Here is a 15,207-nt window from a genome sequence, read left to right on the forward strand (position 1 = left end):
TCCGCAGCGATGCGCATCATGCGTATAGGCATAAGATGAAATCAGCCATTTTTGCCACATACAGGCGCAGGAACGCCAAATTTGTTGCAAATCCATAAAGCTTTTGTTGCGATTCGTGCGCCAATGAGACATAGAAATGGCGCAAGACCGGACCACGCCCGGTGCCGGTTATCTGATCCTGCCATCTATGGAGAACGATCATGGCATTTCTCGCCGACGCCCTTTCACGTGTGAAGCCCTCCGCGACCATCGCGGTCAGCCAGAAAGCACGCGAACTGAAAGCCAAAGGCAAGGACGTGATTGGCCTGGGAGCAGGCGAACCCGATTTCGATACGCCCGACAATATCAAGCAGGCCGCCATCGAAGCGATCAATCGCGGCGAAACCAAATATACGCCCGTGGCCGGTATTCCTGAACTCCGCCAGGCGATTGTCGCAAAATACAAGCGCGAAAACGGCCTCGACTATAAGCCGGAGCAGGTCATCGTCGGCACTGGCGGCAAGCAGATTCTCTTCAATGCCTTCATGGCGACCCTCAATCCCGGCGATGAGGTCATTATCCCGGCTCCCTATTGGGTCAGCTATCCTGAAATGGTGGCGATCAATGGCGGCACGCCGGTTTTCATCGACACCAGGCTCGAAGACAGCTTCAAGCTGACCGCAGCCGATCTTGAAAAGGCGATCACGCCTAAGACCAAGTGGTTTATTTTCAATTCGCCTTCAAACCCCAGCGGTGCCGCTTATACCGAAGCCGAACTCAAGGCATTGACCGATGTTCTCGTGCGTCATCCGCATGTGTGGATTCTGACCGACGATATGTATGAGCATCTTGTCTATGGCGATTTTGTCTTCACCACGCCCGCACAGATCGAACCGTCGCTTTATGAGCGCACGCTTACGATGAACGGCGTCTCGAAAGCCTATGCCATGACCGGCTGGCGCATTGGCTATGCCGCAGGTCCGCTCCAGCTCATCAAGGCCATGGACATGGTTCAGGGTCAGCAGACGTCCGGCGCCTGCTCCATCGCGCAATGGGCAGCGGTCGAAGCACTGAACGGCCCGCAGGATTTCATTGCCACCAACAAGAAAATCTTCCAGGGACGCCGCGATCTGGTCGTTTCCATGCTCAATCAGGCAAGCGGCATCACCTGCCCGACCCCGGAAGGTGCTTTCTATGTCTATCCGTCCTGTGCGGGATTGATCGGCAAGAAGACCCCGGAAGGCAAGGTCATCGAAACCGACGAAGATTTCGTCACAGCCCTTCTGGAAACAGAAGGCGTTGCCGTCGTTCATGGCTCAGCCTTCGGCCTCGGCCCGAACTTCCGCATTTCTTATGCGACATCTGAAGCCTTGCTCGAAGAAGCCTGCACGCGCATCCAGCGCTTCTGCGCAAGCTTGCGTTGAGCTGGTATAAAATAACAAGAGACAGGGGCCGCAAGGCCCCTTTTCTTTGTGCAATATAGAAAGACGATCATTTCCCCCCCCCAAGCCAAAAAGCCAAAAAGCCAAAAAAAAAGCCAGACAAATGTCTGGCTTTGAGTTTTGAAGGTGCCCTTAGGCAAACCTCCAGAGGGGAACACTCAGCCCGCGCAAATGGGAGGAGGAAACGCAGCGCTGAGATGATCTCTATATGCTCCCTGCATGGCGTTTTGGCAATACGACTTTAGCGCAATGCAGCCATGCATTTTACGCATGGCTTGTTTCGAGCGTAATTCTTTTTAAAAACAATTAGTTAAAAGGAAGAAGCAATTCTGGCCATCGGCACCGCCGCCGGCATATCCGGCCTGAAATACAAAGTCGGCAAACAAACGGCCTGCGAATCACATCGTAAACCCGTTGTCCGAGTGAATTTCGCTACACCGGATCAGAACGTCCAGTTACGCGCCTTGGAAAAAAGGAAATCGCGGAAAGCATGCAGCTTCGCCGAATTCTTCAATGCTTCCGGATAGCAGAAAAACGTATCGAAGGAGGGTATTTCTTCCAGTTCCGGCAAAAGCTTCACCAGACCGGCATCCTTGTCCGCCATATAGTCGGGCAATACAGCGATACCAACGCCGCGCTGGACTGCACGGCGGACAGAAAGCAGATTATTGACCTGAAGCACCGGGATGCGCGCACTTCCATCCGCTCGTCCTGCGACCTCCAGCCAGTTTAATCCCGTCAGATAATTGGGCGCAGGCTCCCCAAAGGTTACGATACGATGCTGGTCGATTTCATCGATGGAGTTGAGCTTGCCATATTTGGAAACATAGCTTGCCGAGGCATAGACATGCATATGCACGGTAAAAAGACGGCGCTGGATGAGGTCCGGCTGTTGCGGCTGGCGCAGGCGGATCGCGCAATCTGCATGCCGCATCGTCAAATCCAGCTCTTCATTATCGAGAATGAGCTGAAGCTGCACATCCTGATATAAATCCACAAATTCCTGGATGCGCTCGACAAGCCAGCCGGAGCCGAGCCCGACAGTCGTCGTCACCCGCAGACGGCCCGTCGGCTTCTCGCGACTTTCCGACAGCTTGGAACGGACATTTTCAAGCTTCATCAGCACGTCATGCGCCGTGCGGTAAAGGATTTCACCCTGCTCCGTCAGGATAAGACCACGCGCATGACGATGAAACAGCGGAACACCGACATCCTGCTCCAATGCGCTCACCTGACGCGAAATCGCCGATTGCGACAGGCGCAGGGTCTGTGCGGCATGCGTGAACGAACCGGCCTCAGCCGCCGCATGGAATATGCGCAGTTTGTCCCAATCCAGCGGTGCGGCCACGTTTTTCTCCCCTCATTATTCCGCTGCTTCGTGCAGCGGTTCCTGTGCAGCCAGCCAGCGTTCGGCTTCGAGCGCGGCCATGCAGCCCATACCGGCAGCAGTGACTGCCTGACGATAGACATCATCCGTCACATCCCCGGCTGCAAAGATACCCGGTACATCCGTGGCAGTAGAATCGGGCGCCGTCCACAGATAGCCATTCGGCTTCTGTTTGAGCTTGCCTTCGAACAGGGCCACTGCCGGAGCATGGCCGATAGCTATGAAGACCCCATGCGTGTCCAGTTCACGCGTCTCCCCCGTCACAATGTCTTTCAGGCGAACCCCGGTGACGGTTGCCCCCATTGGCGGCTTGGCTTCTGTCCCTACAATCTCGTCGATGACATTGTTCCAGATGACCTTGACGTTCTCACGCGAAAGCAGGCGATCCTGAAGAATCTTTTCAGCGCGGAATCCATCGCGCCGATGCACCACGGTCACGCTTTTTGCTATATGCGAAAGATAAAGCGCCTCTTCGACCGCCGTATTGCCGCCGCCGACAACCACCACGTCCTTGCCGCGATAGAAGAAACCGTCACAGGTCGCACAAGCGGAAACACCGCCGCCCATGAACGCCTGCTCGCTTTCGAGACCGAGCCATTTGGCTTGCGCGCCGGTGGCAATGATCAGGGTGTCACAAGTGTAGACCGTACCGGAATCGCCGATCAGGCGGAATGGACGCTGTGTCGTTTCAACCTCGGTAATGATGTCATGCACGATCTCCGCACCGACATTTTCAGCCTGCGCTGCCATCTGCTCCATCATCCAGGGCCCCTGCACCGGATCAGCATAGCCGGGATAGTTTTCCACATCGGTGGTGATCATCAACTGCCCGCCCTGCTGCAAGCCCGCAATGACGATCGGCTTGAGCATGGCGCGCGCGGCGTAGATCGCCGCCGTATAGCCTGCCGGTCCGGAACCGATGACAATGACGGGCGCATGGCGTTGTGACATGGATATTTTCTCCGGTCGTATATTTGGTGATCGCGGGCCGCCAGCTTACCAGAATCGCCCGCTCGCGCTCCACTTTTGCCAATGCCCGGATATTATGGCCAAGGTAGGTCCACTACCCGCGCATTGCAAGGTTTGACAGGCATGAGCGCCGGTTTAGCCACAGCTTGTCGCCTTCATGCAGAACCTCGAAACACAGCCGCATTGCGGTTGAGCCGATCCCGCATTAAACAGGCAGAATGTAAATACGCCTCGCCAGTCGCCGGAGACGATCGCCATTTATCAGACTGTTGCCAATATTTGCGCGCGTTTCGGCCTTTTCATGGCCGCTGCCATGTTGCTGCCTGCCGCCATCGACCTGCGCGATGGCAGCGATGACGCATTGATCTTCGTGCGCTCAGCCGCCGCGACCGCCGCCCTTTCAGCACTGGTATTCGTCGCAACCCACAAGGCGACCGTGCGATTTACGCCGCGTCTGGGCTTTCTGCTGACGGTCTGCCTGTGGATGACCGCAAGCTTTCTCGGCTCGATGCCGCTTTATTTCTCGCATCTGCCCATCAGCTATGCCACCGCCTTCTTCGAGGCCATGTCCGGCGTTACCTCAACGGGTGCAACGGCGCTTTCCGGCCTTGACGATATGCAGCGCGGCATATTGCTCTGGCGCTCCTTGCTGTGCTGGATCGGGGGCATCGGCTTCATCGGCCTGGCGCTGCTCATGCTGCCATCGCTGCGCGCGGGCGGGCTGGCCCTCTTCCATATGGAGAATTCCGACAAGTCGGAAAAAATCCTGCCGCGCATGAACCAGATCGCGCTGGGTATTGTCAGCGCCTATCTGAGCCTGACCGCAGCCTGCATCATCGCCTATTTCGCGGTGGGCATGAGCATTTTCGATGCAATCAACCATGGCCTGTCCACCGTCGCGACCGCCGGTTTTTCCACGCATGATGCGTCGCTGGGCTTTTACGAAAACAACCGGGCGCTCCTGATGATCTCAACCATTTTCATGGTGCTTTCGGCCCTGCCCTTCGTTCTCTATATCAAGGCTTTCATGCCGCGCAGGCTCGAATTGCTCACTGATCCGCAAATGAAGCTCTTCCTCACGCTCGTCATCGGGTTCAGTTTTCTCCTCGCAATCGTATTGCGGGCCGGGCCACATATTCCCTTTGGCGATGCACTCGTCCTGGCATCGTTTCATTTCGTCTCCGTCATCAGCACCACTGGTTTTTCAACCGAGGACTATTCCCTCTGGGGACCGCCTGCCATTGGCATTTTCTTTCTGGCTTCGTTTCTTGGCGGTTGTGCCGGCTCGACATCGGGCGGCATCAAGATGAACCGCCTCATCATCCTCTGGAGCCTGACACGGGCCAATCTGGTTCGTCTCATCATGCCTCACGCCGTTATAAAGATTCGCTATGGTTCCTCGGAAGTATCCGGCGAAATTGCGCAAAGCGTCCTGCTTTATCTGTTTCTTTACATCGCTTCGCTGATTATCGGCGCTGTCTTGCTGGCCTCGCTGGGCCTCGATTTCGTCTCGGCCCTTACCGGAGCGCTGACTGCCCTGTCCAATGTCGGGCCGGGGCTTGGAGATACGATCGGTCCGGTGGGCAATTATTCCACCATTGACGATCCCGCGCTTTGGGTACTCTCGTTTCTCATGCTTGCAGGGCGACTTGAGCTGGTGACTGTATTTATCCTGTTCACACGTACTTTCTGGGTGCGCTGAGCGCTCCATGGACGGTTTACACAGGGCTGCATCTTTTGTTATGAGCATGACTAGATTGCGCTTTGACGGCGCGGAATATTTTATAATTACCCTGGAATGAAATTTCCTTGCGCGTGGAGTTTTACATGCCGATCAAGGCCGACCTGGATGAAATTGATTGGAAAATCCTCCGGGAGCTCCAGGATAACGGGCGTATCACCAATGTCGAACTGGCTGAACGGGTCGGCATATCCGCGCCGCCCTGCCTGCGCCGTGTGCGCAAGCTTGAAGAAAGCGGCATCATCCGCGGCTATCGGGCAATATTGAACGGCAATGCTCTGGGACAGGATCTGGTCGCTTTCTGCTCTGTCGGCCTGCATCGGCAGGCCGATGCCGATCTCAAGGCATTTGCCGAAAAAACCAAACATTGGCCCCTGGTTCGCCGTGCATGGATGGTATCAGGCGAATCCGACTTCCTGCTGCATTGCGTGGCACGCGACCTCAACACATTCCAGACCTTCGTTATCGAGGAACTGACCGCCACGCCCAATGTGGATTCGGTGCGCACTGCCCTGACCATCCGTCCGGTCAAGGACGAACCTTTGATGATACTCTAGGTCCTGATCTTAGTTTTCTGGTTGCCCCATTCAGCGCCCGTCCGCATCGACATATGGCATAGATGCGTTATTCTGACTTCGGGCAAAATTGGGAAGCATCGACATGCGGCGATTTGATATTGCAATGGCGGCATTCGTTCTGATGCTCGTCTTTTGCTCGCCGAACAATCATGGCTCCGCCTCTCCCATGGATGAGCCTCAGCCGCCCGCAAAGGAATCCGCGCCAAAGATCAGCGATATATGCGAATTGATCGAAACCAGCGCCGACACCCATGGAATCCCCAAAGACTTCTTCGCCCGTTTGATCTGGAAGGAAAGCCGTTTTGATCACCGCGCCGTCAGCCCCGTCGGCGCACAGGGCATTGCGCAGTTCATGCCCTATACGGCCAAAGAACGCGGTCTGTCGGACCCTTTCGACGTCGCACAGGCAATCCCGGCCTCGGCGCGTTTCTTGCGTGATCTGAAGGGTGATTTCGGCAATTGGGGACTTGCCGCCGCCGCCTATAATGCCGGCCCGGGCCGTGTTTCGCGCTGGATACAGTCAGGCGGCTTTCTTCCCTTGGAAACGGAGGATTACGTCCTCGACCTGACCGGCATGCCTGCCGATAATTTTGTATCCGGCACTGAAATCGTGAACCGGCCTCTTGATCCCAAATTGCCCTTCGCGCAGGCGTGCCAGCGCCTGCCGGTCATCCGTACCGCCACCATCCCCATGTCGCGCATCAAGCCCAAACCATGGGGGATTCAGGTCGCAGGCAATTTTCGCCGCACCGTCGCGCTCAATCAGTGGAACAGGCTGCGCAAGCAGTTTCCATCCATCCTGGCCGGACACCATCCCGTCATCAGTCGAATACGCACGCCGATCGCACGGCGGGGCATCTATGCGGTTCGGATCGGTGCCGATAACCGCATGGAGGCCGACAACACCTGCGCTAAACTGCGGGCGGCTGGCGGAGCATGCATAGTTTTGCGCAATAAATAAGCAACCCGTCATGCTATACCAGCATAGAAGCCGATATAGTGCGGCTTAAATGTTCTATTTTGGAATTATCGGATGATATTCTCGAAATTTTTGTAAAGGATTTTGGCAAAACCGGTTCAAAGATGACCATTTATCTGTGACACAAAGAATTTGCTTGCCAAACACCGCATCATAGATCAGTCTTCGGCTGTCCGGGCATTTTGCGTACAAATGGAAGACTGGAAGAACGGCGCGCCGGAACCGCTAGAAGTTCCGGGTTAGAGAGTAATCTCTGGCAATGATCGGTTCCTTTCCAATGTCGAGAACTGCCTGCATGACCCTCTGCCGGGTGTGTGGTGCGCTCGGCTGAAGACGTAATTACACTGTTTCTAATAAGGACAGTGGCGCCAGGAAAAGGAACGGATCCAATGGCACAGACCGGTCAGGTCAAATTCTTCAACTCCGAAAAAGGTTTCGGTTTTATTAAGCCCGATGATGGCGGTGCAGACATCTTCGTGCATATTTCTGCTGTACAGGCCTCTGGCTTGGCAGGACTTGCAGACAACCAGAAAGTTTCTTACGAGACGGAACCGGACCGTCGCGGTAAGGGCCCGAAAGCTGTGAACATCTCCATCACCGAGTAATCGTTTACACAAAAGATTTTCCACCCCGGCCAAAGCCGGGGTTTTTCATTGCCCCGGCACATGCTGTTTTGGCAATGCCGTCAGGATAACGCGCGAAATATTACGAAAGCTGGCTGTATTTTACCAGCCTGACCCCTCTCTTAAAGCTGCTTGAACATCGTTCAGCCTTCATTCATGTCAAAAAGATTAACTTCCTGTTCATACTCGATAGGGAAGCGCGCCATCGCTTTTATATCGCTATTGATATTCATGCTTCTGAAGGAGCGCACAATGAACAAATTTGCAAAAATGACCATCCTGGCCATTGCCTCGGCAGCGGCGGTTTCAGCGCCACTGGCAACGGCTTCCGCAGATTCCTGGGGCCGTCGAGACTGGCATGGCGGCGGGTGGCATCAGTCCTATAGTCACCACCGTCACAACAGAACCGGCGATGCGGTTGCCGCCGGTGTGATCGGACTGGCAGCGGGCGCATTGATCGGCAGTGCGTTGAGCCAGCCGCAGCAAAGGGTCTATGTCGAACCGGCACCGGTCTATGCTCCCCCTCCTCCACCCGCCTATTACCCGGCTCCACCTGCACGCGCCGTGCAATATCGTGCAGATTTCGAGCCATGGAGCCGCAGCTGGTATGATTACTGCTCCGACCGGTATCGCTCTTTCAATCCGACCACCGGAACCTATCGCGGTTATGACGGACAGGATCACTTCTGCACCGCCAATTAAGCCGGATCATAAAAAAGCCGCCCATTGGGCGGCTTTTTGCAATGGCTTGGAGAGGTTCCTGTTTGAACGGAATCATCAGAACCCCTTCAAGTCTTTTCATTCGCTTCCTGTCAGGAACGGATTGCCACGTCTTTCCTCTCCAAAGCGTCCCCCCGGCCCATGACCGCAGATGAAACCAATATCATCACCCAGCGGAAGCAGCTTCTCCTTGATCGAACGGATCAGCGCGGCATGATCGCCGCCCGGCAGATCGGTGCGCCCGATCGATCCGTTGAACAGAACATCACCAACAATGGCAAATCGTGCATCGGGGTTGAAGTAAACCACATGACCCGGCGCATGGCCCGGACAGTGGAACACATCGAATTTATGCTCGCCCAGAGAAACGCTGTCTCCCTGCTCCAGCCAGCGATCCGGCACGGCATTGCGCACGCCTTCGGTCAGGCCATATTTGATGCCGGTCGTGGCCAGATTATCGAGCAGAAACTTGTCGTCCTTATGAGGGCCGATAATATCGACGCCGAGATCTTCTTTCAGATCCATGGCGCCAGCGGCATGGTCAATATGGCCATGCGTGAGCCAGATAGCCTCCACCTGCACATCCTGCGAGGCGATTGCTTCCCTGATGCGTTCAAGATCGCCGCCCGGATCGATCACGACTCCCTTTTTCGTGTCAGCATCGAAAAGCACCGTGCAGTTTTGCTGGAATGGCGTGACCGGAACGATGATAGCCTGCAATTGTCCCATGGGAAGCACTCCATTCAGTCTGATATATTGTAGATGTCACATAATGCGCATGGCCGGCTGTGAAAAGGCTCTATGAGACCCGGCCCTAAATAAACGGGCGGCAATGCCGCCCGAATCCCTCTCGCAAGTGCGTCGGTCGCCCTCTCCAAATCCAGACAGGACGTGTATTCAGGCTTTGTTCGCCATCGAGTTCTTGATCAGCCCGACAATCGCCGTCAGGATGAGTCCGCCAACGCCGCCGCCAGCCAATTGGCCAACTACACCATTAAGCACGGAGTCCAGTCCGCCATTGGATAGCAATGGGAGAAGCTGGCCGAGAATCACACCACCGATGCCGCCGGCAACAGTGTTTCCTGTGGTTCCAAGATTGATGTTCTTTGCGGCACCGGCAACATTTCCGCCGACTACCCCTGCAACCAGCTGGAGAATGATAGGCAATAGAGATTCCATGTTCGTCACCCCATCCGAGTTAAAAAGCCGGAAAAATGCGAATCCGACATAAAAACACTTGTACTGAAACGGGCCAATGTCAAACAATAAGGATAATATTAGTAAAAAAGCGGCCTGAAAGCCGCTCTTTTCTGTTTAAAGCCTGTTATTCGGCAGCTATCCGCTTGGGCTGAACTTCAACGACATAGTCGTTCATTAGAATGTTAGTAATTTCATCGGGCTGGAAGCGATAGGGACCAACCTCCGAAACCGGTGTCACTTCGGCTGCGGTTCCGCATAGGAAGCATGCGGAGAAATCAGCCATTTCTTCCGGCATGATGACCCGTTCAATGACTTCAATGCCGCGACGCTTCGCAAGATCGATAATGGTCCGTCGCGTAATGCCATCGAGGAAGCAATCGGGGATCGGGGTGTGCAATGCGCCGTCCTTGACGAAAAACACGTTTGCACCCGTCGCCTCGGCGACCTGCCCGCGCCAGTCCAGCATCAGCGCATCGGCATAACCCTTGGCTTCTGCCGCATGCTTGGAAATGGTGCAAATCATGTAAAGCCCCGAGGCCTTGGACCGGGACGGTGCGGTGCGAGGATCGGGACGGCGATATTCTGCAATATCCAGCCGGATGCCCTTCATCTTCTCTTCCGGCGAGAAATAGCTCGGCCATTGCCAGATGGCTATTGCAAGATGAATGCGGTTGTTTTGCGCGGAAACACCCAGCGAATCCGAACCGCGCCAGGCGATGGGGCGGACATAGGCATCCTTGAAGCCTTGCTTTTCAAGCAATCCTCGGCAGGCCTCGTTGATCTCCTCGACACTGTAAGGAATCTCGAACCCGAGAATATGCGCAGATTCGTGCAGGCGCTGCGTATGTTCGGTCAGCTTGAATATCTCGCCGCCATAGGCGCGCTCACCTTCGAACACGGCGCTCGCATAATGCAGACCATGCGTGAGCACATGAATCTTCGCGTCCTTCCAGGCGACAAACTCTCCGTCCAGCCAGATAAATCCGTCTCGTTGATCGAATGGAACCTCAGCCATCTTTCTCTTCCTTAAAGTTTCTCCGCGGCCCGTTCCAGACCGCCGTTCAGACAGATATTTTTCGCCCGTTTGGCCGATGGAACAAATAAGCTAAAGGCAAAGCAAGAATATTTCCGCCACAAACGCAAAATAACACTCGCCATAATTCGCTATCCCCCTTATGGGGGAGCGTATCATGGCAGGTAACGCAATTATTTCTTCTTTCACCTATAGCGGCATAATTTTTGTTCCGAAAAACCACTCTGGACTTACCAAAAATTATCTTGGTGATTGAGTTATGTCAATAATGCTGACATATTTATCAAATCAGGATGGAGCCTCGATGTGAATTCGACGAACGACATGAATTATATAAGCAATCCATTGACGACACTGGAGGCGGCTGACCTCAACGTCATTGAACTGCTGTTTTTTTCTTATCGCGATTTCACCGCCGATCCCGATCTCATCCTCGAAAAAATCGGCTTTGGCCGCGCGCACCATCGGGTGCTTTATTTTATCAACCGCAAGCCGGGCATGACGGTTGCCGAGCTTCTGGAAGTATTGCGCATTACCAAGCAAAGCCTCTCGCGCGTTCTCAAGCAACTCATCGATACCGGCCATGTTGTTCAGGCCACGGGCCTCCATGATCGTCGCCATCGCAAGCTTTATCCCACCAAAAGTGGTCGCCAGTTGACCCTTGCGCTCGCCCTGCCGCAGTCACGCCGTATCGCGCGTGCTCTGGAAGAGTCTGATGCAAAAGATCGCGAAATCATTGAGCGCTTCCTTTATAATATGGTCAATCCTGAAAGGCGAAAACAGATCGATGATTTTGCCGCCTCAGAAAATGCCGTGCAACTGCCCACAACAAAGTTGCAAGACAAAAGCGGTGATGATGCCCAAGCCGAACCGGCGAATGGACGGGCCGCGTCTCAATAGCTAAGATGGAAATCCGGCGCAGCATATTGCGCCAGACAGAAACAGGATGGGATCGAACGGCGCCATGGCTGTAGAAGAAAATACTCTTTCGGATGATGCAGCGCATCTGCTTGTTGTTGACGACGATACACGTATCCGCAGCCTTCTTTCGCAATATCTTACCGCCAGCGGTTTTCGCGTGACGATGGCGGGCAGTGCCGCCGAAGCGCGGCGCAAACTGGAAGGCATCGATTTTGATCTGCTGATTCTCGATGTCATGATGCCCGGTGAAACCGGCGTCTCGCTCACCCGCTCGCTGCGTGAGCAGAAGAATGTGCCGATCCTGATGCTCACCGCACTTTCCGAAACCGACAGCCGTATTGATGGGCTGGCCGCAGGCGCGGATGATTATCTGCCCAAGCCTTTCGACCCGCGCGAACTGATTTTGCGGATCAACAATATCCTGCGCCGCGGCGCGACCCCGGCACAGCCGAAAATCGAGCAGATCGTCTTTGGTCCCTACACATTCTTCATTCCGCGCCGCGAGCTGAAGAAAGGCATGGAAACGATCAAGCTGACCGACCGCGAACAGGATATTATGGCGATATTTGCCGAGCGCGCCGGTGAAACCATTCCGCGTCATGAACTGACCGGACAGGATGGCGAAGTGGGCGAACGGACCATTGACGTGCAGATCAACCGTCTGCGCCGCAAGATCGAGCAGGATCCGGCCAATCCCGTCTGGCTGCAAACCGTGCGCGGCATTGGTTACAAGCTGAGTATCGAATAGAAGCCCATGGCAAGCATCCCCTGGCCAGTACAGCCGTTGGGAGTATTCTGAGACGATGAGATCGCTCTGGAGACAACTCACGCGCTGGCTTGCACGGCGAATGCCGAAAGGTCTCTATGCGCGCTCGCTCATTATCATCATCGCGCCGATGGTTCTGCTGCAATCGGTCATTGCCTATGTCTTTATGGAACGGCATTGGCAAATGGTCACTGAACGGCTTTCGACGGCGGTTGTGCGCGATATTTCAGCTATCATCGACATTCTCGAAACCTATCCGCAGGAACCGGGCTACGATAATCTCATTCGCATTTCACAACAGCGCATGGGTCTCAACATCTCGATCCTGCCGCCTGACCCCCTGCCCCCACCCGGCCCCAAACCCTTTTTCGCCATTCTCGATTATTTTCTGAGCGAGGAAATCACCCGCCAGATCAGCCGTCCCTTCTGGGTCGATACGGTCGGCGATTCCGATCTGATCGAAATCCGCATCAAGCTCGAAGACAAGGTATTGCGCGTCTTTGCGCGCCGCAGTCAGGCCTATGCGTCCAATACCGGCATTTTCCTGACATGGATGATAGGTACGGCACTCGTGCTGCTCATCATCGCCATTGCCTTTCTGCGCAACCAGATCAAGCCGATCCAGCAGCTTGCCGAAGCGGCTGAAAGCTTCGGCAAGGGCCGCCCCATGCCGGAGGGGTTCCGCCCCCATGGAGCCGAGGAAGTGCGGCGCGCGGGCATTGCCTTCATCCAGATGCGCGCGCGCATCGAACGCCAGATCGAACAGCGCACGGCCATGCTTTCAGGCGTAAGCCACGACCTGCGCACCATTTTGACCCGCTTCAAGCTGCAACTCGCCCTCGCCGGTCATAGCATCGATATTGAGCCGCTCAATCAGGACATCGCCGATATGCAGACCATGCTTGAAGGCTATCTGGCTTTTGCACGCGGGGAAGGTTCGGAAGAAACCGCCAATCTCGATATGACACATCTGTGTGAAAAGCTGGAAAGTGAAGCACGGCTGCGCGAACGGGGCTTTCAATATTCGATCGAAGGCGACAGCGAAATTCATGTCCGGCCCAATGCCTTTTCGCGCCTTGTCGGCAATCTCGTCTCGAATGCCTTTCGTCACGCGCAAAACGTCGAGCTTTCGATCACCCATCATGATGGCTGGCTGAAAATCATCGTCGACGATGATGGTCCCGGCATTCCACCCGACAGGCGCGAAGATGTCTTCAAACCATTTGTCCGGCTTGACGAAGCGCGGACTCAGGATGCTGGCGGCACCGGGGGGCTTGGTCTGGCCATCGCCCGCGACATTGCCCGCAGCCATGGCGGCGACATCGATCTTGAAGATGCGCCAACCGGCGGTCTGCGCGCTATCATCCGCATTCCGGCATAATCACGATATTTCAGGCGCGATTGATATATTGTGCTGCGATATAGCCCAGCGCAGTTGCCGCGATACAGGCAAAGACCGACAGGCCGATATTGAGCAAAGCGCGGCCGGGAAGACCCAAACGCAGCAGTTCGAAAGTTTGCAGGCTGAAAGACGAAAAAGTGGTGAAACCGCCGCAGATGCCGACCATGAAGGCCAGCCGCCATATTTCGGGTATTGGAAAGCGGCTGGAAGCAAGGGTCAGCGCACCGAACAAGCCTATTGCAAAAGAGCCAGCCACATTAACGAAGATGGTGCTCCATGGCATTCCGCGACTAAGCGGACCCAGCCAGATAGTTACCCAGAAACGCAGGACACTTCCCAACGCCCCGCCAATCGCAACTATGATCGATGCCTGCATTGTGCATCCCACCTCTGCATGATTTGACCCGCGTCAAATTGCATACATCCGCAGGTCGCGCAAATCACAGATTGCACTCAAAAAAGTTTGCCGCCGTTCGGCACTTTCTTGTCGATGGCCGCAAGGACCACTTCGCCTGCCTCATCGGGCAAGCCGAGTGTAAGAACCTCCGACATGAACGGGCCGATCTGGCGCGGAGGAAAATTGACGACAGCCAGCACCTGTTTGCCAACCAGCTCTTCGGGCGCATAATGGCTGGTAATCTGCGCCGACGATTTTTTCACGCCGATCGCCGCGCCAAAATCGATTTTCAGCTTATAGGCAGGCTTGCGCGCTTGCGGGAATGGCTCAGCCTCGACGATGGTTCCCACGCGAATATCGACTTTCTCGAAATCCGCCCAGTCAATCGTTTCCGTTGAACTCATTGCCTCACTCCCGTTGTCATGCGTGTCCAACTGTCTCGAATACCACGCTTTCAAGCGCCTTGCGGGCGGTAACACCCGACCAGATGACAAACTGGAACGCCTGGAAATAGTTCTCGCACGCTTCCAGTGCAGCCGAGAGCAGAACCTCCACCTGACGGCTGGTCGGCTCGGCGCCGCCCGCCAGCAGCAGCGACTGCCGATACATGATCGCGCCTTCCTGCTGCCATAGATCAAAATGGCCCATGAGCAGCTTCTCGTTGATGAGTGAAAGCAGCCGCATCACTTCATTGGCGCGCGGCTCCGCCACTTTCAGGTCGAAAGCGCAGGCAAGATGCAGCGCCTCGAAATCTTCCATCCAGGAGAAAGAGATATGATAATCAGTCCAGCTGCCTGCCACCGATATTGCGATTTCATCATCGCCAGTTCGCTCAAACGTCCAGTCGTTTGAATTCGCTACATGCTCGATTACATCCACAGGATGCGCTTCACGGGCAAATTCAAGCTCAAGAAGGCTCATGTCCGTTTCCTGTTCTGGGAAGTTCCATCACGGTACTTCCAAATCCCGGCGCATGGTTTCCCTGCGCCAGCACCCGCTGCGCCGCGCGACACCGGCACGGTCAAACAGGCACGAATTGATCGGTCGAGGAACTGGCACACCTGACAGGA

The 15,207-nt window shown here is 55.2% G+C and carries 18 protein-coding genes; 9 read left to right on the forward strand and 9 right to left on the reverse strand.

Features of this window, described 5'->3' with window-relative positions; genetic code table 11:
• Window positions 1-16 precede the first annotated feature (16 nt).
• A complete protein-coding gene (locus DKP76_RS13605; RefSeq protein ID WP_109707346.1) occupies window positions 17-202 on the reverse strand; it encodes a hypothetical protein in 186 nt (61 codons plus the stop codon).
• Here DKP76_RS13605 and DKP76_RS13610 point away from each other — a divergent pair.
• A complete protein-coding gene (locus DKP76_RS13610; protein WP_109707347.1) occupies window positions 201-1,403 on the forward strand; it encodes a pyridoxal phosphate-dependent aminotransferase in 1,203 nt (400 codons plus the stop codon). The two genes, DKP76_RS13605 and DKP76_RS13610, sit on opposite strands and share 2 nt — an antisense overlap.
• Window positions 1,404-1,863: 460 nt before the next feature.
• Here the strand turns inward: DKP76_RS13610 and DKP76_RS13615 are convergent, their stop codons facing one another.
• Together DKP76_RS13615 and trxB are read right to left on the reverse strand one after the other, a co-directional pair.
• A complete protein-coding gene (locus tag DKP76_RS13615) occupies window positions 1,864-2,769 on the reverse strand; it encodes a LysR family transcriptional regulator (RefSeq protein ID WP_109707348.1) in 906 nt (301 codons plus the stop codon).
• Between the two features lie 15 nt (window positions 2,770-2,784).
• Complete coding sequence (trxB, locus tag DKP76_RS13620; protein ID WP_109707349.1) at window positions 2,785-3,759, reverse strand: thioredoxin-disulfide reductase; 975 nt, start codon at window positions 3,757-3,759, stop codon at window positions 2,785-2,787.
• Between the two features lie 319 nt (window positions 3,760-4,078).
• On the opposite strand from trxB, the gene DKP76_RS13625 reads away from it, so the two are divergent.
• From DKP76_RS13625 to DKP76_RS13645, 5 genes are all read left to right on the forward strand, one after another.
• Window positions 4,079-5,479, forward strand: coding sequence for a TrkH family potassium uptake protein (locus DKP76_RS13625; RefSeq protein WP_109707350.1), 1,401 nt, complete (start codon window positions 4,079-4,081; stop codon window positions 5,477-5,479).
• A 125-nt stretch (window positions 5,480-5,604) separates the two neighbouring features.
• Window positions 5,605-6,075, forward strand: coding sequence for an Lrp/AsnC family transcriptional regulator (locus DKP76_RS13630; protein WP_109707351.1), 471 nt, complete (start codon window positions 5,605-5,607; stop codon window positions 6,073-6,075).
• A gap of 187 nt (window positions 6,076-6,262) precedes the next feature.
• Window positions 6,263-7,057, forward strand: a complete 795-nt coding sequence (locus tag DKP76_RS13635; RefSeq protein ID WP_245410243.1) for a lytic transglycosylase domain-containing protein — start codon at window positions 6,263-6,265, stop codon at window positions 7,055-7,057.
• A gap of 407 nt (window positions 7,058-7,464) precedes the next feature.
• Window positions 7,465-7,680, forward strand: coding sequence for a cold-shock protein (locus DKP76_RS13640; RefSeq protein ID WP_109707352.1), 216 nt, complete (start codon window positions 7,465-7,467; stop codon window positions 7,678-7,680).
• Window positions 7,681-7,950: 270 nt separating this feature from the next.
• Window positions 7,951-8,400, forward strand: a complete 450-nt coding sequence (locus DKP76_RS13645; protein WP_109707548.1) for a BA14K family protein — start codon at window positions 7,951-7,953, stop codon at window positions 8,398-8,400.
• Between the two features lie 96 nt (window positions 8,401-8,496).
• Here the strand turns inward: DKP76_RS13645 and DKP76_RS13650 are convergent, their stop codons facing one another.
• The 3 genes from DKP76_RS13650 to DKP76_RS13660 all read right to left on the reverse strand — a co-directional run bounded on the left by DKP76_RS13650 (window position 8,497) and on the right by DKP76_RS13660 (window position 10,633).
• A complete protein-coding gene (locus DKP76_RS13650) occupies window positions 8,497-9,147 on the reverse strand; it encodes an MBL fold metallo-hydrolase (RefSeq protein WP_109707353.1) in 651 nt (216 codons plus the stop codon).
• Between the two features lie 168 nt (window positions 9,148-9,315).
• The gene (locus tag DKP76_RS13655; RefSeq protein ID WP_109707354.1) at window positions 9,316-9,597 is read right to left on the reverse strand and encodes a hypothetical protein; all 282 of its coding nucleotides are present in this window, start codon (window positions 9,595-9,597) and stop codon (window positions 9,316-9,318) included.
• Between the two features lie 145 nt (window positions 9,598-9,742).
• On the reverse strand, window positions 9,743-10,633 hold the full coding sequence (locus tag DKP76_RS13660; RefSeq protein ID WP_109707355.1) for a branched-chain amino acid aminotransferase: 891 nt from the start codon (window positions 10,631-10,633) through the stop codon (window positions 9,743-9,745).
• A 324-nt stretch (window positions 10,634-10,957) separates the two neighbouring features.
• On the opposite strand from DKP76_RS13660, the gene DKP76_RS13665 reads away from it, so the two are divergent.
• The 3 genes from DKP76_RS13665 to DKP76_RS13675 are packed head-to-tail and all read left to right on the forward strand — an operon-like array spanning window position 10,958 to window position 13,719.
• Window positions 10,958-11,551, forward strand: coding sequence for a MarR family winged helix-turn-helix transcriptional regulator (locus tag DKP76_RS13665; protein ID WP_245410238.1), 594 nt, complete (start codon window positions 10,958-10,960; stop codon window positions 11,549-11,551).
• Between the two features lie 46 nt (window positions 11,552-11,597).
• Entirely contained in the window at window positions 11,598-12,320 is a 723-nt protein-coding gene (locus tag DKP76_RS13670; RefSeq protein WP_109707356.1) for a response regulator, read from the forward strand.
• Window positions 12,321-12,375: 55 nt separating this feature from the next.
• Window positions 12,376-13,719 carry an ATP-binding protein gene (locus DKP76_RS13675; RefSeq protein WP_109707357.1) on the forward strand — a complete coding sequence of 448 codons (1,344 nt, stop codon included), beginning with the start codon at window positions 12,376-12,378 and terminating at the stop codon, window positions 13,717-13,719.
• 10 nt (window positions 13,720-13,729) lie between these two features.
• Here DKP76_RS13675 and crcB read toward each other — a convergent pair whose 3' ends face one another.
• The 3 genes from crcB to DKP76_RS13690 all read right to left on the reverse strand — a co-directional run bounded on the left by crcB (window position 13,730) and on the right by DKP76_RS13690 (window position 15,058).
• On the reverse strand, window positions 13,730-14,116 hold the full coding sequence (crcB, locus tag DKP76_RS13680) for a fluoride efflux transporter CrcB (protein ID WP_109707358.1): 387 nt from the start codon (window positions 14,114-14,116) through the stop codon (window positions 13,730-13,732).
• 77 nt (window positions 14,117-14,193) lie between these two features.
• Window positions 14,194-14,541, reverse strand: coding sequence for a tRNA-binding protein (locus DKP76_RS13685; protein ID WP_109707359.1), 348 nt, complete (start codon window positions 14,539-14,541; stop codon window positions 14,194-14,196).
• 16 nt (window positions 14,542-14,557) lie between these two features.
• On the reverse strand, window positions 14,558-15,058 hold the full coding sequence (locus DKP76_RS13690) for a type III secretion system chaperone family protein (protein WP_109707360.1): 501 nt from the start codon (window positions 15,056-15,058) through the stop codon (window positions 14,558-14,560).
• Window positions 15,059-15,207: the final 149 nt, after the last annotated feature.

Origin of the sequence: Falsochrobactrum shanghaiense, from assembly GCF_003149535.1 — a bacterium.
Lineage (GTDB): Bacteria > Pseudomonadota > Alphaproteobacteria > Rhizobiales > Rhizobiaceae > Brucella > Brucella shanghaiense.